Origin of the sequence: Haloarcula sp. S1AR25-4 (assembly GCF_031624555.1) — an archaeon.
Classification (GTDB): Archaea; Halobacteriota; Halobacteria; order Halobacteriales; family Haloarculaceae; genus Haloarcula; species Haloarcula pellucida.
This window is the reverse complement of the sequence record NZ_JAMQOR010000001.1, coordinates 22,720-39,998: the sequence shown is the minus strand read 5'-3', so window position 1 is coordinate 39,998 and position 17,279 is coordinate 22,720. Positions and strand designations below refer to the sequence as shown.

The window sequence follows — 17,279 nt, the reverse complement described above, 5'->3', positions numbered from 1 at the left end:
GACCGTCGCCGGCGCACGCTTCGGCATCGACGGGGTACCGGCGGCGTGGCTGGAGACGCTCGAAGGCCGGGAGAGCCTGCCGCTGCTGGCCACCGAACTGGCGGAGCTGGGCGGCCGAACCGTTACATCCGGTCTGTCCGCCCGGCCGCACTCCACGGGTCCGTCGGCGCCTCCTCGCGGACCCTGACGTGGCGCTTCTGTGTCCCTTCGACGCGCTCGGAGAACGACCACTCCTTGCCGTCCCACGATTCGCCGCCGGCCGCCGCAGCCGCCGCAGCCGCGGCGGCGGCCCGCTTACGGTCCGTGAGATGCGCGCCGACGGCGACGGCGATGGCCGCCGCCTCGTCCGTCGACGCGTCCGGGAGTTGGGCCGCTATCTCCGCCACCAGCGCGCCGTCGACGGTGTCTGCGGTATCGGTAGCCATGGTCACAGTGGGATGTTCCCGTGTTTGCGGTCCGGTTGGTCGCTTCGCTTGCCCCGCAGGAGGTCGAGGTCCTCGACGAGTCGCGGTCGGGTGTCTTTCGGTTCCAGCACGTCGTCGACGAAGCCGCGTTCGGCGGCGGTATAGGGGTTGGCGAAGGCGTCGCGGTACTCGTCGATGAGTTCCTGCCGGCGGGCCTCGACGTCCTCGGCGTCGGCGAGTTCGTCGTCGTAGAGGACGTTTACGGCGCCCTGCGGCCCCATCACCGCTATCTCGGCGGTGGGCCACGCGTAGTTGGCGTCTGCGCCGATGTGCTTCGAGGCCATCACGTCGTAGGCACCGCCGTAGGCCTTGCGCGTGATGACAGTCAGCAACGGCACCGTCGCCTCGCTGTAGGCGTACAGCAGTTTCGCGCCGTGGTTGATGATGGCGTTGCGCTCCTGGTCCTTGCCGGGCATGAACCCCGGCACGTCGACGAACGTCAGAATGGGGATGTTGAAGGCGTCACAGAAGCGGACGAACCGCGCACCCTTCCGCGAGGCGTCGATGTCCAGCGTCCCGGCGTTCACGCGCGGTTGGTTGCCCACGACGCCGACGCTGTGGCCGTCGAGTCGGGCGAACCCGGTGACGATGTTACGCGCGAACCCCTCGGCCACCTCGAAGAAGGAGTCCTCGTCCAACACGCCGTCTATCACGTCCACCATGTCGTACGGCTTCTGTGGCTCGTCGGGCACCGTCTCGACGAGACTCTCGTCCCGGCGCTCCGGGTCGTCCCACGGGTCGACGCGCGGCGGGTCCGCGACGTTGTTCTGCGGGAGATACGAGAGGAGATAGCGGATGTCGTCCATCGCCGCCTTCTCGTCCGCGGCCGTGAAGTGGGCGACACCGGACTCCGTGGCGTGGGTTTGTGCCCCACCCAGTTCGTCGAAGCCGACTTCCTCGCCGGTGACCGTCTCGATGACGTCCGGGCCGGTGATGAACATGTGGCTGGTCTCCTCGACCATGTAGACGAAGTCCGTGATGGCCGGCGAGTAGACGGCACCGCCGGCACAGGGGCCCATGATGGCCGAAATCTGCGGGACGACGCCGCTGGCTTTCTGGTTGCGGTGGAAGATGTCGGCATAGCCAGCCAGCGAGTCGATGCCCTCCTGAATGCGTGCCCCCGCCGAGTCGTTCAGCCCGATGATGGGCGCGCCGTTCTCGATGGCCTTGTCCATCACCTTACAGACCTTCTGGGCGAAGGCCTCGCCGAGCGATCCGCCGAAGACGGTGAAGTCGTGGGCGAAGACGTACACCCGTTCGCCGTTGACTTCGCCGTAGCCGACGACGACGCCGTCGCCCGGAACGTGCTTCTCGTCCATGTCGAAGTTCGTCGAGCGGTGTTCCCGCAGGGCGTCGATCTCCACGAAGGTGTCGTCGTCGAGGAAGTAGTCGATGCGCTCACGCGCGGTGAGTTTCCCCTTCTCGTGTTGGGCCTCGATGCGCTCTTCGCCACCGCCACGTTCGGCCTCCGCCTTCCGTTCGCGGAGGTCCTCGACGCGGTCGTCGTGGTTCACGCGACATCACGGCTCCCGGACCTGAGCATACCCGTCTCGTCGGGGGCATCCGAAAAAAGCGTTGCCCGCCCGAGACCGTCGGAGTTTTCCCGACCTGCTTCCAGACTCCCCTCGTGAAGAACATCACGGCAACCCAGCACAACCCGTTTGGCTTCCAGCCGCCGTGTGAGCCGTTCGTTCCGGGCTACGGTGATGCGAACGCGGACTTCCACGTCATCGGTGACCACCCCGGCGTCCACGGCGGCAGCGAATCGGGCATCCCCTTCACCGGGACCCCTGCCGCCGAGCGACTCCAGCGCGCGCTCGTTGCGGGCGGCCTCCTGCAGGAGGCCGGGACGCCGCCGACCGTCGACAAGACGTACCTCTCGTATCTGTTCCTCTGTGGCGACCGCGTCCCGACCGAAGCGGACTACGCGGACCACGAACCGATGTTCGATACCGAGGTCCGGGCCATTACCTCACACGTCCTCCTCCCGGTCGGCGAACGCGCGACGAAGCACGTCTTCGCGAACATGACCGCCGAACCGGCCGACGCCGTCGACATGGAGGAACTCCACGCGACGGAAGTTCGCGGCAGCGGGTGGCTCGTCTACCCAGTCAAAGACCCCGTCGAGTGGACCGACGAGGACGAGGACGAACTCGTCGCCGCACTCACGGCGCTACTGGCGACCGACTACAGACAGGAAGCGGAACTGGGTCGGTTCCTCCCGGGCGACGAGGTCTGGCGCGTCCGCTGATACCGTCGGTTGCCAGCCAGTGGCGACCGTCGCCCGGGGTGGCGACCGTCTTCACGAAGGTGCAGTCGACAACAGGACTCAGGGTCGGAGGTCGGCCGCGGTGAGCGGCGCCGATTGCTCGCGGTAGTCTTCGAATCGGGCCTCGGCCCACGAGTGGACGGTTGGATGGTCGGTGTCGACGGCCGCCTGCAACACCCCGCGCTCGTCCCGGACGAGGAGGTTCACCACGTCGTCGACGATAGTCACCGCGAGCGGTATCTCCCCGTCGTAGACGCCGATTGACGCCGTCTCCGTCTCGACGAGCGAGCGGAGGCGGGCCCGCAGCGTCTCGTCTCCGGTGAGCGCGTCCACGGCACTCTGTGACAGAATCGCCCGGAACTGCTGACTCCCTGCCCGGTCGGCCGCGACCGAGAGGCTCTGGTCGTTGAACGCGTGGGAGAACGCCGTCACATCGTCGGCGTCGCGCATCAGCGAGAGGAGGCGCTGTAACGGCGCGTTCGGCCGCGTCTGGGACGGCGTCGTAATCGTGGCGTCCGCGAGGTGTCGCAAGTCGAAGTCCATCGCGTCAGTCGGCAGATAGTCGACGATATCCCGCAGGTCGCGTTCCGTCTCCAGAATGTCCAGTAAGTCTCTGAACCCCTCGGCGACGAGGCGTCCGGTCGCCGTCGCGACGTAGCCGCCCTCGGTCCGTCGGACCCACTTCCGGTCCTCGAAGTCCCCGAGGATGCGCCCCAGCGTCGCCTGCGACGCACCGGTCTCGGCGGCGAGTTCCGAGCGTGTGTGCCAGTCGGCCGCGAGGAGCTCTAACACCGCGACCCGATTCGGTGAGAGCGCGAGAAACTCTATCTCCGAAAGCGTGGCGTCCATACCGGCGCTTGCTGGCCCGTACGGATACGGTTTTCGTGTCGTGCAATAATTTCACTCCGTGAAATACCGCCGCGGGTCGTCGGTCCCGACCCGTCGTGTAAGAGTTTCTAAACGAGACTATAACCCTACTACGTCTACTCGAAAGTACGATGATACAGCCGTCATATGCGATTCTCTTGCGTGTCTCGGTACCCGGTCAGTCCGTCGGCGAGGTGTTGCTATAACGATGGTGTCACGACGTGTCCTCGCGCTCGGTGTGGCCGCCAGCGTCCTCTTTGGGGGGACGTTCGTCGCGGCGAAGGCCGGCCTCGACCACTTCCCGCCGCTCCTGTTCGTCGCGCTCCGGTTCGACGTCGCCGCCGTGGCGTTGCTCGGCTACGTGGCGCTCACCCGGTCTCGGAGCGACCTGCTCCCCCAGAGCCGTGGTGACGCGCTGGGCATCCTCTCGACCGGACTGCTGGCGCTGGGCCTGACCAACGCGCTCCTGTTCGTCGGCCAGCAGGACGCCACCAGCGCCGTGGGCGCCATCGTCTTCAGCCTCAACCCCATCCTGACCCCCGTGTTCGCGGCCCTGTTGCTGGCCGACGAGCGCCTCTCGAAGCGCGGTGCGGTCGGCCTGCTCGTCGGCTTGCTCGGCGTCGCACTGGTCGTCAACCCCGACCCCGAGATGCTGTTCAGTGGCGGCGGCGGCAAACTCCTCCTGTTCGGCGGCGCGGTCAGCGGGGCGCTCGGGAGCGTCCTCGTCCGCTGGAGCGACAGCGACCTCTCTAGCACCGTCCGGACGGCGTGGGCCCTGCCCGTCGCCGCCGCCCTGTGTCACGGACTTAGCTGGCAGGCCGGCGAGTCCGTCGCCGCCGTTAGCTGGGTCCCCGCGGCGTTCGTCGCGCTCCTCTACGTCGGCGTCTTCGCCGGCGCCGTCGCCTACGTGGCCTACTTCGGCCTGCTCGACCGGTCGGGTGCGACCCACGCGAACCTCGTGTTCTACGTCGTTCCGGTCGTCTCGACGCTCGGTGGGTGGGCGCTATTGGGCGAGTCTATCTCGGAGCTAGCCGTCGTCGGCTTCCTCACCATCTTCGTCGGGTTCGCCGTACTGGGCAGCGAGTCCATCGCCATCCCGTCCATCGGTTCCCGACTGCCTACCGACGCCGTCGTCTCCACCGACGCCCTCGACGTCGGCGAGGACGCGACCGGGTTCGAATCCGACTGAACGCCCGGGCCAACCTTCATTATATAGGCCAGCAAACATGCTCGTATGGACTGCAGAGTTGTCGTCGAGGCAGCCGTCCCCGTCTACGACGTAGCCACAGCCGACGAAGCGGTCCGAATCGCTATCTCGAAGACCGGCGATATGCTCAATCCGGACCTCAACTACGTCGAGATCAACATGGGCGAACGGAGCTGTCCACACTGCGGGGAGGAGTTAGAGCCCGCGTTCCTCGCGGCCGACGAGAGCCTCGTCGCGCTCGAACTGGAGATGACCGTCTTCAACGTCGAGCGTGACGAACACGCCGCCCGCATCGCGCGAAAGGAGATCGGCCAGCGACTGGAGAACATCCCGCTCGACATCGTCGAGATAGAGGAGATACCGGACGAGGACGAACCGGCGGAAGCGGAGACAGACGACACGGAGGCGGACGACACCGCGACCGACGAAGAGATACTACCCGAGTTCGAGGAACTCATCGACGAATAGCCGTCGGCGACGTCTCGCAGTCCGTTTTCGGCCGTGGCAGCCGCTGAGTAGCGGCGCTTCTGAAGGAACGATGCGGGAGAGTTAGTCAGCGGCGGCAGAAACAGGCTCTTTCTCCTCGGCGGTCATCTCCGAGGTAATTCCGTCGGCGATAGCGAAGACAGCGGCCTTGTGGTCTGTCTTCGACTTGTGAATCGATGTCGGCTTGACGCCGAGTTCGGCGTACTCGTCGTGTTCGACCGTAGAACCGGTGTCTTGTTCGTAGTGGTTCTGTACTTGTGCAAGCAGGCCGTGAAGGTGAATGAGTTCCTGCTTCTTCATGGTCAACCCTTGCTAGAGGACGGAGGGTTATAGTACTACTCTGACGGTGGTTAACACACCGACCCGATGATAAAACGTTAGAATAGGCGGTCTTAGACGGCCGAATTCGCGTAGCGGGTCACGTCCGACCGGGGCCGGTGTCGGTGGGTTTGAAAGATTTTTGACGCCGGGCCGTCCACTGTGTCGTATGGACTACGACGATATGCTCGACCGGGCGATGTCGGAGACGCCCGACATAGAGGGGTCGTCAGAGCGGTTCGAGGTACCGGACCCCGAGGTCAGACAGGAGGGGAACGCCACCGTCGTGGAGAACTTCCAGTCGCTGTGTGACCGATTGGGTCGGGAGCCAGACCACGTCCTGCAGTTCCTCCAGACGGAGGTGGGGACAAGCGCGCACATCGACGAGAGTGGGCGGGCACGGCTCACCGGGTCGTTCGGCGCCGACCGTCTGGGGACGGCTATCGACGAGTACGTCGACGAGTTCGTCCGCTGTTCTGAGTGTGGGCTCCCCGATACGCGACTCGAACGTGAGGGAGACGCACTGCTCTTGCGCTGTGAGGCGTGTGGTGCGCGCTCGGCGACCAGCGGCTAGTTACTGAAGTCCTTTCAGCGTCTGTAAGTCGCGGTCGGTGCGTGTAAATTCTGCGAGGCGTCTGCTCGCGTGACAGTTCGGGCAGTGATACAGCGTGTCGTGTGTCGGTAACTCGCTCGGCGTCGACTCCCAGTCTTTCGTACACTCGGGACAGAGCAACCGGACGTACGCTTCCTCCATGTGTGATATTGACACACGCCGGAAGTGGAAAAAGGTTGGCGTCACCCCACTGGTCTGCCTCAGACAGTGTCGGCGTCAGGGGTCCAACGAAACCGTCTACGCCGGGACGTTCTCGGCTTCGAGGAGTTCCTTGTAGCGGTTGCGGATGGTGACCTCCGAGATGTTGGCCACGTCACCGACTTCGCTCTGGGTGACCTTCTCGTTGGTCAGGAGCGCAGCGGCGTAGACGGCGGCAGCCGCGAGGCCCACTGGCGACTTCCCGGAAAGGATGCCCGCCTTGCGAGCGCGTTCGATGAGTTCGCGGGCCTGCCGCTCCGTCTCGTCGCTCAGGCCGAGGTCCGAGACGAACCGGGGGAGGTACTGCTCGGGGTCCGCCGGCTTGACTTCGAGGTTCAGTTCGCGGACGATGTAGCGGTAGGTCCGGGTCAGTTCCATCTTATCGACCCGGGAGACGACCGCCATCTCGTCGAGCGAGCGGGGACTCCCAGCCATGCGCGCCGAGGCGTACAGCGCCGACGTCGCGACACCCTCGATGGAACGGCCGGGGAGCAGGTCCTCGTCCAGCGCTCGGCGGTAGATGACACTCGCCGTCTCGCGGACGTTCTGTGGGAGGCCAAGCGCCGAGGCCATTCGGTCGATCTCGCCCAGCGCCTGCTTGAGGTTGCGCTCTTTGGAGTCGCGGGTGCGGAACCGCTCGTTCCACGTGCGCAGACGTTGCATCTTCTGGCGCTGGCTGGACGAGAGCGACCGCCCGTAGGCGTCCTTGTTCTGCCAGCCGATGTTGGTCGACAGGCCCTTATCGTGCATCATGTTCGTCGTCGGCGCGCCGACGCGGGACTTCGAGTCACGCTCCGAGGAGTCGAACGCACGCCACTCGGGTCCCCGGTCGATACTGTCTTCTTCGACGACGAGCCCACAGTCCTGACAGACCGTCTCGCCGTGTTCGGTGTCTGTCGTGACGTTGCCGCCACACTCGGGACAGACGTCCTGCTGTTCTGTCGTCTCCTCGCCGATGTCTCGCTCCTGTACTTGTTCTTCTGTCGTGTTGCGTACTGTGGATTCACTCATGGTGGATGTTCCCCGACTGCCGGGTGCGTAATGCTAAAGAACCCTTGCCGGGTTTCTCTTACCAATAGTTAGTTCGACAAGTATAAAAACCTTTCGCCGAGTGTGCGCCCTAATCGCATGCAAGCGCCGTGGTAGAAGATATCACGGAAGACCACACCCTCATTTAAACCTGCCGCCTCCCCGGCGCTGTGGCGACGGTGACGCCGGGACCGGAGGTCGACCAGTCGTTCATTTCAGGCCCGGTCAGCGGATCATCGACGCCTGTTCGACCGATAGCTCCGCCACGACGTCGGGGAAACCGGACGTCAGGACGGTGAGCGGTATCAGGGCCGTGCGGATGCGTTGCCGAAGACGCAGTCAGACCGGTGATGTATAAAAGGGGTTTCCGAACTACGACCGGGTAGTCATCGAGGTTGCACTCCACATCCGTCTACGTGCGTCGTTTTGGTCACTCTGGGACCGCCAGTATCTCCTCGACGGTGTTCCGGTAGTTCCGCACGTGGTCCGTACGAGAGACACCGAATGCCGGGGGGTAATTCGGCGGCGCAGACGGCCTCAGACCGTGAAAAGATGGCCCTCGGTCGGCACGTCGAACAGGCCGATGCGGGCGCCCGCGTCCAGCCACGCGTGCCCGTAGGAGAACGACGCCAGCGCGTTGACGAGGTCGTCCTCCGTGCGGAAATGGCGCCCGTCTTCGAGGTACGACGACGCCATCTCTTCGCAGTCGAGCGCGGCGTCGTGCATCGGCGTCCCCTCGGGCGGCGCGATCTCGGCGGCGTCCAGTGCCTCGGCGAGCAGTCCCTCGTACCGGTCTGTCTTCTCGGTCAGGTCGGCGGCCATAGCCGGAGCGAGCGACGGCGAGCGTGTAAGCCTGTCGGCGTGGCTGTGTGCCGTCGACACGACAGCGCAAGGTAAATACGCCGCTGTGGAGTACCACGGGTAATGACAGACACCGAGGACCACCGCCGACTTATCGTCGCCGGGACCGGCATCGCCGGCCTGACAGCGGCTATCTACGCCGCCCGCAGCAACAACGACCCCCTCGTCCTCGAAGGGGACGAACCGGGCGGCCAGTTGACGCTCACGAGCGAAGTCGAGAACTATCCGGGCTTCCCCGAGGGCATCTCCGGCCCGGACCTCATCAACGAGATGAAAGCGCAGGCCGAGCAGTTCGGCTCCGACCTGAAACACGGCGTCGTCGAGTCGGTCGACGATTCAGAGCGCCCGTTCCGCGTCGAACTCACCAACGGCGACGTCTACACCTGTGACGCCTTCATCGCCGCCTCGGGTGCCAGCGCCCGCACGCTGGGTATCCCCGGCGAGGACGACCTGATGGGCTACGGCGTCTCGACGTGTGCGACCTGTGACGGCGCGTTCTTCCGCGGCGAGGACATGCTTGTCGTCGGCGGCGGCGACGCCGCCATGGAGGAAGCTCACTTCCTCACGAAGTTCGCCAACAAGGTGTACATCGCCCACCGCCGCGAGGAGTTCCGTGCGGAGGACTACTGGATAGACAAGGTCCAGAAGAAGGTCGAGTCGGGCGAGATCGAGATCATGCGCAACACCGAGGTGCTGGAGATGCACGGCTCACCCGAAGAGGGCGTCGACCACGTCACCCTCGCCCGGAACGAGTCGGGCCACCCCTCCGAGAAACTCGACGACGACGAGACGGAGGTGTCCGACTTCGACGTGGGCGCCGTGTTCATCGCCATCGGCCACACGCCGAACACCGACTACCTCGAAGACACGGGGGTCGAACTCGACGAGACGGGCTACATCCAGACGCAGGGCGGTAAGGGCGGCAACCAGACCGCCACCGACGTCTCCGGCCTGTTCGGGGCCGGCGACGTCGTCGACTACCACTACCAGCAGGCCGTCACCGCCGCCGGAATGGGGTGTAAGGCCGCCATCGACGCCGACGATTACCTCGAAGACCTGCCGGAAAACGAGGAAACCGAGGCCGCCGCCGAAGCAGCGGACGACTGATCGCACCGCTCACGTGCGGGTGTTTTTCGGCGAATCGCGTGTACACACGGCTCAGTCTGTCTGTATCGTATCAGCGAACGTCTACGGAAACATGAGGACCATCGAGACGACCATCGACGTCGACGCGACCCCCGCAGACGTCTGGGCGACGCTGACCGACTTCGAATCGTACCCCGAGTGGAACCCGTTCGTCACGGCTATCGAGGGGACGCCGACAGCGGGCGACCGTCTCGATATTCGCATCGAACCACCCGAGGGGCGCGGCAGGGGATTCAAACCTCGAGTCACGGCCGCCGACCCCGGCGAGCGACTGGCCTGGCTGGGCCGACTCGGCGTGCCCGGCCTCTTCGACGGCCGCCACGAGTTCCGACTCGAAGAACTCGACGACGGTCGTACTCGACTGCACCACAGTGAGTCCTTTTCGGGACTGCTGGTCGGTCTCCTCCTCGACGAGGCGAACATCCGCGCTGGCTTCGAGGCGATGAACGAAGCCCTCCGTGCGCGCGTCGAGGGGACTGCTCAGACCACGGCGACCGAAACACGGGACGGCGGCGTCGCGGCCTGATTCGGTCAGTGACGGCGTGGTAGTCGGCGGACACGAACCCGACAGACCCTTCCGTCGGGTGGGCGAACGGGTCCGTATGGATAGTGACACTGTCACGCTGACTATCGAAGGCGACGACGCGACCGACGAACTGACCGTTCCCAGCGGCCTGCTGGACATCCTCCGCGAGGAGGCCGACGAGACGGACCCGCAGGTCGTCGGTGACATCGCGATGTTCGGTCTCGCTCAGCGAATCCACGGCGCCGTCCACCACAGTCAGGGCGAACCGGACGAAGAGATTGCGGCGCTCGAAGAACTCACGCTCGACCTCTTCGAGGAGCGCTTCGGCGCGACGTTCGGCGAACTGACCGGCCACGACCACTGACTCGTTCTACTCGGTTCGACCGTCTACCGACCACGTCAACAGGACGCCGTCGTCGAGTCGTTCGACGCCGGTGAGGTCCAGTGCCGGGAAGTCCTCGACGAACCCGTCGCCGTCGGCGAGCGTCGGGGCGTCCCGTCCACCCAAGATTTTCGGCCCGACGAACACGGAGAGCTCGTCGACAAGCCCCTCCTCGAACAGGCCGAAGATGAGTTCGCCGCCGCCCTCGACCATCAGTTGGTCGACGCCCTCACCCTCTAGTTTGGCGAGTACCGTCGTGAGGTCGACCCGGTCCTCGCCGGCAGCGATGACGTAGGCGCCCGCGGCCTCCATCTCCTCGATGAAGTCCGTCGGCGCGGCCTCGCTGACGAGCAGATACGTCTCCGCCGAGCCGTCGAGGACCCTCGCGTCCGGCGGCGTCCGGATGCGCGAGTCGGCGACGACGCGGGCGGGGTTTGCCGGGTCGCCTCGCTCGGTCCGCGCCTCACGACGGTCCGGATCGTCGACCGTCAGCGAGGGGTCATCGGCCAACACCGTCCCGACGCCGACCATGACGGCGTCGCTGTCGGCCCGTAACTGGTCGACTCTATCGAAGTCGTCGGGCCCGGAGATAGGTATCTGCTCACGGCGCCGCGTAGAGAGCTTTCCGTCGGCACTCATCGCGGCGTTGACGACTACGTGCATACGACACGGCAGGCGAGTAGAGAGGAAACGGGTTTCGGTTCTGGTGAATCAGGTGGTGTTCGCGTCGGGTTTGCTGGCCAGTTTCTCGACGTCGAGTGACTTCTGGCCGCCGTCTGCGGTCCGCAGACGGAGGGTCGTCCCGTCGAGGACGAGTTCGTCGACGTCGATGGTGGTCTCGCTCGTCCATCCCTTCAGCCGAACCACCCCCGCCTCGTCGATCTCTATGAACGTCCGCGGGCGTTCGGAGGCCCCCATCGTCCACGTCTCGCCGCCCAGCGAGACCTCCTGACCCCCGGATTTGGCCCAATGAAACACGCAGACGTGCTGTTTCCGGGGGTCCTCGCCGCGGTCGTGGTCCACTCGTTCCCACTCCTCGTAGTCGACGCCGAAGTGTGCCGCCCACAGTTCCAGATACTCGAAGTCGAACCGCTTTTTCCCGCCATCGTCGCGACCGCTCCGCCAGATAACGTGTGCGTCTGATGGTTTCGACCCGAAGAGACTGCCCACGTTACGCTCCCCCCGCGCAATCGGTATCATGGCTGGGAATTAGAGCCATCAACCGAGCCGATAATGGCGTAATATAGCTCCCTAGACCATACAAACGCCACATACGAGACATACAAACTGCGATAGACATTATCAACAATAAAAATATCGGCCGAATTGGTCGCTCGGTGACAGGACCCCCTTCGCGTCGGCCCACAAACCCTTTTCAACGCCCCCGCCGAACCCTCCTTCGATGTCTCTCGAAGACCATGTCGAGGAACTCGCCTCCGACCTCGACGTCGACAAAGAGGAGGTCAGACGCGACCTGGAGAACCTCGTCGAGTACTCCGTACCGATGGACGAGGCCAAGCAGAGCCTCCGCCGGAAGTACGGTGACGGCGGCGGGAGCGACGGCACCCCATCGAGTAAGGCCATCAGCGAGGTCTCGACCGACGACTCGAACGTGACGGTCACCGCCGTGGTACTCACGTCCGGTCGGCGGTCCATCCAGTACAACGGCGAACAGCACGTCATCCGTGAGGGCGAACTCGCGGACGAATCCGGCACCATCTCCTACACCGCGTGGGACGGCTTCGACGCCGACCTCGAACCCGGCCAGACGGTGCAGTTCGGCAACGCTGGCGTCCGCGAGTGGGACGGGAAGCCCGAACTCAACCTCGGCGACAGCACCCAGACGAGCGTCGTCGACGAGACGCTCGATATCGACGCCGAGATCGGCGGCGAGTCGAGTCTCACGGACCTCGAACCCGGCGACCGCGGCATCACCGTCGAAGTGCAGGTCGTAGAGTGCGAGGAGAAAGTCATCGACGGCCGCGACGGCGAGACGACTATCCTCAGCGGTGTCCTCGGCGACGAGTCGGGACGCCTCCCCTTCACCGACTGGGAACCACACGACGCCATCGAGGCAGGCGCTTCGGTCCGCATCGAAGAGACGTTCGTCCGGGAGTTCCGCGGCGCGCCGTCGGTCAACGTCTCCGAGTTCTCTACCGTGACGCCGCTCTCGGAGTCGGTAGCGGTCGCTGAGGACGCCCCGCGGATGTCCATTCGCGAGGCCGTCGAGAGCGGCGGGCAGTTCGACGTCGAACTCGCCGGCAACGTCATCGAGATACGCGACGGGTCCGGCCTCATCGAGCGCTGTCCGGAGTGTGGCCGCGTCATCCAGAACGGCCAGTGTCGCTCCCACGGCGCCGTCGAGGGCGAGGACGACCTGCGGACGAAGGCCATCTTAGACGACGGCACCGCCACCGTTACCGTCATCTTAGACGACGAACTGACCGCCAGAATCTACGGCGGCGACCTAGAGGACGCTCGCGAACACGCCCGCGACGCGATGGACAAGGAAGTCGTCGCGGACCGCATCGCAGACCGCGTCGTCGGCCTCGAATACGTCGTCCGCGGCTCGCTCTCGGTCGACGAGTACGGCGCCAACCTCAACGCCAGCGAGTTCAGCGAGTCCGAGGACGACCCGTCGGAGCGTGCGAACACCCTCCTCCGGGAGGTGGAGGCATGAGCGAGTCCGAGGACGGTGGACCGGGCCGCCGCGAGGTCGCCCACCGCCTGTTCGCCGCGGAGTTCGACGATGCGGACTTCTCGTACTCCGAGTCCGACGAGGAGCGCGCTCCGAACTACGTGGTCACGCCGACCGGCACACGGATCAACCGCCTGTTCGTCGTCGGCGTCCTCACGGAGGTAGAGCAGGTCAACGAGGAAGTCCTGCGCGCCCGCATCGTCGACCCGACGGGGCCGTTCGTGGTCTACGCCGGTCAGTACCAACCGGACGCGCTGGCGTTCCTCGAATCGGCGACCCCGCCGATGTTCGTCGCCGTCACCGGGAAGGCCCGCACCTTCGAACCGGAGGACGGCGACCGCGTGTTCACCTCTATCCGGCCCGAGTCCATCAGCGAGGTGGACGCCGACACGCGGGACCGCTGGGTCGTACAGGCCGCCGAGCAGACCATCGACCGCGTGGCACGGATGGCCAGTGCGAAACAATCGGGGCTGTCCGGCGACGAACTCCACGCGTCGCTCGTCGAGTCCGGCGTCGACGAGAGTATCGCTGCTGGCATCACCCTCGCGCTGGACCACTACGGGACGACCGGCGACTACCTGCAGGCGGTTCGTGACCTCTCGCTGGACGCGGCCCGCGTCGTCGCCGACGAACTCGACGAGGCCGGGTCGCTGTCGCTCTCGCCCGGCGACGGGACCGACGACCCGATTCCGGTACTCGCGGAGACGGACCTCGAAACTGCCGCGGCCGCGCCCGAGACGAGCGAGGACTCCGCCGGCGGGGACGCTGCCCCGGCGACGAGCGAGGCCGATGGCGAGACGACGGATGCCGACACCGAACCGGTGAGTACGGGTTCCGAGACGAGTCCAGCGTCCGACGCTGCAAGCGAGCCCGTAGAGACGACCGCGTCGGGCGCTGCCGAGACAGCGGACGTGAGCGCAGACGACGACGACGAACTCGGCGACTTCGACACCGACGTGGAGCGTCGCGACACGGCCGACGCGAGCGCAGATGAGGCCGAGACCGTCGAACCGACCGAGACGGCCGGCGACGCGGCCGCCACCGAGACCGGAGCCGCCGACCTCGGTGCCGACGAGGACGAGGTCGGCGACTTCGACACCGAGTTCGAACTGGACGAGGACGAGCGCGAGGAGATCGAACAGGAGTACGGGACCGACTTCCAGAGCGGGACGGAGGTCGACGAGGCCGGGGCGGCCGGCATCGACACGCCCGACCCCGAGGAACTGGCCGAGGCCGCCGAGTCTGGGGCACCGGCCGGGGCCGCCGACGCGGAGAGCGCTCCGGACGCTGCCGGTGCACCCGCCGGCGACGAGTCCGTCGAACCCGACGCCGAGGCGGCCACCAGCGACGCGCCCGTCGAGACGCCCGAGACGGCCACCGAGGCAGGAGCCGACGAGACGACGCCTGCCGAGTCGGGCGCTGAAGACGCGCCGGACGCCGACGACGTCGACCTCGAAGACGCCGTCATGGACGTGATGACGGAGTTGAACGACGGGGGCGGCGCCGACCGCGAGACCGTCCGCTCGACCGTCGTCGAACGGTACGGCGCCGACCCCGACGCCGTCGCGGACGCCATTCAGGACGCGCTGATGGGCGGGCGCTGTTACGAACCCGAGGACGGGAAGCTCACCCCCATCTGAGTCCGTATCCGAGCCGCGCCGTTTTTCTTCCGCCGTCGCCAACCCGACAGCGATGCGCGTCGAACCGCTCCCGAACGCACCGGCCGCGACCGTCGAGACCGACGGGGAGCGACTGCTGGCCGTCGCCGACTACCACGCCGGCATCGAGGCCGGTCTGCGCTACGACGGCGTCGAACTGCAGTCCGCCGCCGACCGACGCCGGGAGCGGTTGCTGTCACTCCTCGACCGGTCGGGGGCGGACCGACTGGTCGTCCTCGGCGACCTCGGCCACGCCATCGGGTCGCCCTTCGACGACGAACGCGAGGAACTCGCGGCGCTGTTCGACGCCGTCGACGTGCCGGTGACGCTGGTGAAGGGGAACCACGACGGCGACCTCGAAGGCATCCTCGACGACCTCGCCCCCGGCGTCGAGGTGACGCCGGGCCACGGCACCCGCATCGGTGACGTGGGGTTCGTCCACGGGCATACGTGGCCCGCGCCGGACGTCCTGAACGCCGCGGTGGTCTGCATGGGTCACGAACACCCGGTCGTCCGGTTGGAGGACGAGGTGGGCGGCGCTCGCAAGGAACGGGCGTGGCTCCGCGGGTCGCTCGTCGCCGACCCGTTCGCCGACCACGACGGCGTCGCCGTCGAGACGAGCGCGGACCTCGTCGTCTTCCCGGCGTTCAACGACCGCTCGGGCGGAACGTGGGTCAACGTCGAGGGACAGGACTTCCTCGCGCCGTTCCTCCCTGCGGGGATGGCCGACACGGAAGCGTTCCTGCTCGACGGAACCCGACTCGGGCGGTACCGCCGCGTCTGAGGCTACTCGCTCAGCGCCGTCTCCGTCCGCTCGACGAGTTCCCTGTTGCCGAGGAACGTCGGCGTCCGGTCGTGGAGGCCCTCGGGGTCGACGTCGAGTAAGGACTGCTCGCCGTCCGTCGACCCGCCACCGGCCGCTTCGACGAGGTACGCGAGCGGCGCGGCTTCGAAGTGCACGCGGAGTTTCCCGCCGGGATAGGTCTCTGTCGCCGGATAGCCAAAGAGGCCGCCGTACTCGAGCACCTGCGCGAGGTCCGCGACGGTCGCACCGCCGTACCGGGGTTTCAGCTCTCTCGACAGTTGCTGTGCGAACTCGTTCATCGGGTCGCTGCGTTCGTTGTACTTGCCGGCGAGGCCGACGACAGTCGGTTCGTCGGGCAGCGAGAAGGTCCCCCAGCGCTCGCTGTGGCCGTCACGGAGGAGGTACTCCTGAACTACGTCGCGGTCCTCCCGGGCGACGGTCATCGTGGTGTAGGGCCCGTACAACACCATCATCGAGGCGACCATCGCACGGCCGCTTGCGGGCACCGCTCCATCGTAGATGCCGACGATGGTGCCGACGGAGTTGTTCGACGCGAGGTTCGCAGAGCCATCGAGCGGATCGATGGCGACGGTGTACCCCTCGCCGCAGTCGACGACGTCCTCGCGCTCCTCGCTGGCGTACCCGCCCACGCCCTCGACGTACGAGAGGGCGTCGAAAAAGAGGTCGTCGGCCCAGACGTCGCCGCCGACCTGTTGCTCGCCGCTCGGGTTCTGCGCCCCGGAGCGGTCCGCGTAGTTCGCCAGATTGCTGCTGACGTAGTGCGCGGTGTCCTTGACCGCTCGCTCGATGTCGTCCAGCGTGTTCATCGGCCGGCCCTCCGTAACTCGCCGCTGTCGTTCATCTCACCGGGACCTCGGAGGGCCACCGACATAAGGCTACACGTGGGCTTTCGGTAGCAAGTCCTCGAACCGCTGGTCGGCGAGCCACTCACAGAGGTGACAGAGGTTCGAGAGGGCGGCCTCGAACAGTTCCTCGCCGACCTCGGCGGAGGCGTCGGTCTGGTCACCGAGTACGCCGTTCTCGGTGTTGTCGATGGCGTCGTAGAACGTTCGCGCCCCGTGGACGCGCCCGGTCGACTCGTCGAACTCCCGCAGACCGCCGTCCCGCGCGTCCTCGATGCGGTCTTCGTGGACCAACTCGGGGGCGAGGTACTGGACGAGCGACGTCTCCTTCGGACCGCCGTGGGGGCCGGGCGTCTCGAATGCCGCCTCGATGAGGTCGGTGATGCTCTCGTCCCACATCCACTCGATGGCGTACATCGTCCCGTCGTCTCGTAGGCGGCGACCGACCTCACGCAGATGCTCGACGTTGCCCCCGTGGGCGTTGACGAAGACGACGCGGTCGATGCCGTGGTACGAGAGGTTTCGGGTGATACTCTCGACGTAGTCGCGGAACGCGGGCGCGTCGGCCCACATCGTCCCGTGGAACTGCCGATGGTGCGGGCTGACGCCGACGGAGATGGTCGGCGTACAGAGGTATCCAGTGTCCTCGGCGGCGGCCCGGGCGAACGACTCGGCGATGAGGTGGTCCGTCGCCTCGGGGAGGTGCGGCCCGTGCTGTTCGGTCGACCCCAGCGGAACCAGCGCCAGCGACTCAGACTCGAAGTACGATTCGAGATCCGGCCACGCCTCGTCGGCGAGATACATACGCGGTAGTCCGGGTCCCGATGCCTTCAACCTGTGCGACAGCCAGTGACACAACGTGTTTAACCCGATGTAGTCGCTAGACGGC

General features: G+C 66.2%; 21 protein-coding genes. 10 read left to right on the top strand and 11 right to left on the bottom strand.

Annotation, left to right across the window (positions count from 1 at the left end; translation table 11 throughout):
- Window positions 1–122 precede the first annotated feature (122 nt).
- Together NDI85_RS00210 and NDI85_RS00205 are read right to left on the bottom strand one after the other, a co-directional pair.
- Complete coding sequence (locus NDI85_RS00210; RefSeq protein WP_310914603.1) at window positions 123–425, bottom strand: acc operon protein; 303 nt, start codon at window positions 423–425, stop codon at window positions 123–125.
- A gap of 2 nt (window positions 426–427) precedes the next feature.
- The gene (locus tag NDI85_RS00205) at window positions 428–1,978 is read right to left on the bottom strand and encodes an acyl-CoA carboxylase subunit beta (RefSeq protein ID WP_310914602.1); all 1,551 of its coding nucleotides are present in this window, start codon (window positions 1,976–1,978) and stop codon (window positions 428–430) included.
- A gap of 113 nt (window positions 1,979–2,091) precedes the next feature.
- Here NDI85_RS00205 and NDI85_RS00200 point away from each other — a divergent pair, with 113 nt between their 5' ends.
- Window positions 2,092–2,715, top strand: coding sequence for a uracil-DNA glycosylase family protein (locus NDI85_RS00200; protein WP_188995581.1), 624 nt, complete (start codon window positions 2,092–2,094; stop codon window positions 2,713–2,715).
- A gap of 78 nt (window positions 2,716–2,793) precedes the next feature.
- On the opposite strand, the gene NDI85_RS00195 is transcribed toward NDI85_RS00200, so the two are convergent.
- Window positions 2,794–3,582 (bottom strand): winged helix-turn-helix domain-containing protein, encoded by a 789-nt coding sequence (locus tag NDI85_RS00195; RefSeq protein WP_188995582.1) that lies wholly within the window; start codon window positions 3,580–3,582, stop codon window positions 2,794–2,796.
- A 226-nt stretch (window positions 3,583–3,808) separates the two neighbouring features.
- On the opposite strand from NDI85_RS00195, the gene NDI85_RS00190 reads away from it, so the two are divergent.
- Window positions 3,809–4,789 carry a DMT family transporter gene (locus tag NDI85_RS00190; RefSeq protein WP_310914601.1) on the top strand — a complete coding sequence of 327 codons (981 nt, stop codon included), beginning with the start codon at window positions 3,809–3,811 and terminating at the stop codon, window positions 4,787–4,789.
- Window positions 4,790–4,834: 45 nt separating this feature from the next.
- A complete protein-coding gene (locus NDI85_RS00185; protein ID WP_166970892.1) occupies window positions 4,835–5,275 on the top strand; it encodes a DUF555 domain-containing protein in 441 nt (146 codons plus the stop codon).
- Window positions 5,276–5,356: 81 nt separating this feature from the next.
- Here the strand turns inward: NDI85_RS00185 and NDI85_RS00180 are convergent, their stop codons facing one another.
- Window positions 5,357–5,593: a UPF0058 family protein gene (locus tag NDI85_RS00180; RefSeq protein ID WP_166970894.1), complete on the bottom strand. Its 237-nt coding sequence runs from the start codon at window positions 5,591–5,593 to the stop codon at window positions 5,357–5,359.
- Window positions 5,594–5,780: 187 nt separating this feature from the next.
- On the opposite strand from NDI85_RS00180, the gene NDI85_RS00175 reads away from it, so the two are divergent.
- A complete protein-coding gene (locus NDI85_RS00175; protein ID WP_188995585.1) occupies window positions 5,781–6,185 on the top strand; it encodes a translation initiation factor IF-2 subunit beta in 405 nt (134 codons plus the stop codon).
- Here NDI85_RS00175 and NDI85_RS00170 read toward each other — a convergent pair whose 3' ends face one another.
- The 3 genes from NDI85_RS00170 to NDI85_RS00160 all read right to left on the bottom strand — a co-directional run bounded on the left by NDI85_RS00170 (window position 6,186) and on the right by NDI85_RS00160 (window position 8,273).
- Window positions 6,186–6,365 (bottom strand): hypothetical protein, encoded by a 180-nt coding sequence (locus tag NDI85_RS00170; protein ID WP_188995586.1) that lies wholly within the window; start codon window positions 6,363–6,365, stop codon window positions 6,186–6,188. It abuts the gene before it with no gap.
- Window positions 6,366–6,461: 96 nt separating this feature from the next.
- On the bottom strand, window positions 6,462–7,433 hold the full coding sequence (locus NDI85_RS00165; RefSeq protein WP_188995588.1) for a transcription initiation factor IIB family protein: 972 nt from the start codon (window positions 7,431–7,433) through the stop codon (window positions 6,462–6,464).
- A 555-nt stretch (window positions 7,434–7,988) separates the two neighbouring features.
- Window positions 7,989–8,273 (bottom strand): DUF357 domain-containing protein, encoded by a 285-nt coding sequence (locus NDI85_RS00160; RefSeq protein WP_188995590.1) that lies wholly within the window; start codon window positions 8,271–8,273, stop codon window positions 7,989–7,991.
- 102 nt (window positions 8,274–8,375) lie between these two features.
- Here NDI85_RS00160 and NDI85_RS00155 point away from each other — a divergent pair, with 102 nt between their 5' ends.
- From NDI85_RS00155 to NDI85_RS00145, 3 genes are all read left to right on the top strand, one after another.
- Window positions 8,376–9,419, top strand: a complete 1,044-nt coding sequence (locus NDI85_RS00155; RefSeq protein ID WP_310914599.1) for an FAD-dependent oxidoreductase — start codon at window positions 8,376–8,378, stop codon at window positions 9,417–9,419.
- 91 nt (window positions 9,420–9,510) lie between these two features.
- The gene (locus NDI85_RS00150) at window positions 9,511–9,984 is read left to right on the top strand and encodes an SRPBCC domain-containing protein (protein ID WP_188995594.1); all 474 of its coding nucleotides are present in this window, start codon (window positions 9,511–9,513) and stop codon (window positions 9,982–9,984) included.
- Between the two features lie 76 nt (window positions 9,985–10,060).
- The gene (locus NDI85_RS00145; RefSeq protein WP_188995596.1) at window positions 10,061–10,348 is read left to right on the top strand and encodes a hypothetical protein; all 288 of its coding nucleotides are present in this window, start codon (window positions 10,061–10,063) and stop codon (window positions 10,346–10,348) included.
- Between the two features lie 6 nt (window positions 10,349–10,354).
- On the opposite strand, the gene NDI85_RS00140 is transcribed toward NDI85_RS00145, so the two are convergent.
- Together NDI85_RS00140 and NDI85_RS00135 are read right to left on the bottom strand one after the other, a co-directional pair.
- Complete coding sequence (locus NDI85_RS00140; protein ID WP_166970917.1) at window positions 10,355–11,029, bottom strand: 2,5-diamino-6-(ribosylamino)-4(3H)-pyrimidinone 5'-phosphate reductase; 675 nt, start codon at window positions 11,027–11,029, stop codon at window positions 10,355–10,357.
- Window positions 11,030–11,077: 48 nt separating this feature from the next.
- Entirely contained in the window at window positions 11,078–11,536 is a 459-nt protein-coding gene (locus NDI85_RS00135; protein WP_310914598.1) for a hypothetical protein, read from the bottom strand.
- Window positions 11,537–11,768: 232 nt separating this feature from the next.
- Here NDI85_RS00135 and NDI85_RS00130 point away from each other — a divergent pair, with 232 nt between their 5' ends.
- Genes NDI85_RS00130 through NDI85_RS00120 form a run of 3 tightly spaced genes read left to right on the top strand, consistent with a single transcriptional unit; the run spans window position 11,769 to window position 15,506 of the window.
- Complete coding sequence (locus tag NDI85_RS00130) at window positions 11,769–13,046, top strand: Single-stranded DNA binding protein (protein WP_310914597.1); 1,278 nt, start codon at window positions 11,769–11,771, stop codon at window positions 13,044–13,046.
- Window positions 13,043–14,704, top strand: a complete 1,662-nt coding sequence (locus NDI85_RS00125; RefSeq protein ID WP_310914596.1) for a hypothetical protein — start codon at window positions 13,043–13,045, stop codon at window positions 14,702–14,704. The genes NDI85_RS00130 and NDI85_RS00125 overlap by 4 nt, the downstream gene beginning before the upstream one ends.
- A 52-nt stretch (window positions 14,705–14,756) precedes the next feature.
- Window positions 14,757–15,506 (top strand): metallophosphoesterase, encoded by a 750-nt coding sequence (locus NDI85_RS00120; RefSeq protein WP_310914595.1) that lies wholly within the window; start codon window positions 14,757–14,759, stop codon window positions 15,504–15,506.
- A gap of 2 nt (window positions 15,507–15,508) precedes the next feature.
- On the opposite strand, the gene NDI85_RS00115 is transcribed toward NDI85_RS00120, so the two are convergent.
- A complete protein-coding gene (locus NDI85_RS00115) occupies window positions 15,509–16,354 on the bottom strand; it encodes a class 1 fructose-bisphosphatase (protein ID WP_310914594.1) in 846 nt (281 codons plus the stop codon).
- Window positions 16,355–16,423: 69 nt separating this feature from the next.
- The gene (locus tag NDI85_RS00110) at window positions 16,424–17,194 is read right to left on the bottom strand and encodes a creatininase family protein (protein WP_188995608.1); all 771 of its coding nucleotides are present in this window, start codon (window positions 17,192–17,194) and stop codon (window positions 16,424–16,426) included.
- Window positions 17,195–17,279 lie beyond the last annotated feature (85 nt).

Coding starts and splice junctions, on each gene's coding strand:
- NDI85_RS00210 (WP_310914603.1), bottom strand. CDS start 425: ATGGCTACCGATACCGCAGACACCGTCGACGGCGCGCTGGTGGCGGAG.
- NDI85_RS00195 (WP_188995582.1), bottom strand. CDS start 3,582: ATGGACGCCACGCTTTCGGAGATAGAGTTTCTCGCGCTCTCACCGAAT.
- NDI85_RS00190 (WP_310914601.1), top strand. CDS start 3,809: ATGGTGTCACGACGTGTCCTCGCGCTCGGTGTGGCCGCCAGCGTCCTC.
- NDI85_RS00185 (WP_166970892.1), top strand. CDS start 4,835: ATGGACTGCAGAGTTGTCGTCGAGGCAGCCGTCCCCGTCTACGACGTA.
- NDI85_RS00180 (WP_166970894.1), bottom strand. CDS start 5,593: ATGAAGAAGCAGGAACTCATTCACCTTCACGGCCTGCTTGCACAAGTA.
- NDI85_RS00175 (WP_188995585.1), top strand. CDS start 5,781: ATGGACTACGACGATATGCTCGACCGGGCGATGTCGGAGACGCCCGAC.
- NDI85_RS00170 (WP_188995586.1), bottom strand. CDS start 6,365: ATGGAGGAAGCGTACGTCCGGTTGCTCTGTCCCGAGTGTACGAAAGAC.
- NDI85_RS00165 (WP_188995588.1), bottom strand. CDS start 7,433: ATGAGTGAATCCACAGTACGCAACACGACAGAAGAACAAGTACAGGAG.
- NDI85_RS00160 (WP_188995590.1), bottom strand. CDS start 8,273: ATGGCCGCCGACCTGACCGAGAAGACAGACCGGTACGAGGGACTGCTC.
- NDI85_RS00155 (WP_310914599.1), top strand. CDS start 8,376: ATGACAGACACCGAGGACCACCGCCGACTTATCGTCGCCGGGACCGGC.
- NDI85_RS00150 (WP_188995594.1), top strand. CDS start 9,511: ATGAGGACCATCGAGACGACCATCGACGTCGACGCGACCCCCGCAGAC.
- NDI85_RS00145 (WP_188995596.1), top strand. CDS start 10,061: ATGGATAGTGACACTGTCACGCTGACTATCGAAGGCGACGACGCGACC.
- NDI85_RS00140 (WP_166970917.1), bottom strand. CDS start 11,029: ATGCACGTAGTCGTCAACGCCGCGATGAGTGCCGACGGAAAGCTCTCT.
- NDI85_RS00130 (WP_310914597.1), top strand. CDS start 11,769: ATGTCTCTCGAAGACCATGTCGAGGAACTCGCCTCCGACCTCGACGTC.
- NDI85_RS00125 (WP_310914596.1), top strand. CDS start 13,043: ATGAGCGAGTCCGAGGACGGTGGACCGGGCCGCCGCGAGGTCGCCCAC.
- NDI85_RS00120 (WP_310914595.1), top strand. CDS start 14,757: ATGCGCGTCGAACCGCTCCCGAACGCACCGGCCGCGACCGTCGAGACC.
- NDI85_RS00115 (WP_310914594.1), bottom strand. CDS start 16,354: ATGAACACGCTGGACGACATCGAGCGAGCGGTCAAGGACACCGCGCAC.
- NDI85_RS00110 (WP_188995608.1), bottom strand. CDS start 17,194: ATGTATCTCGCCGACGAGGCGTGGCCGGATCTCGAATCGTACTTCGAG.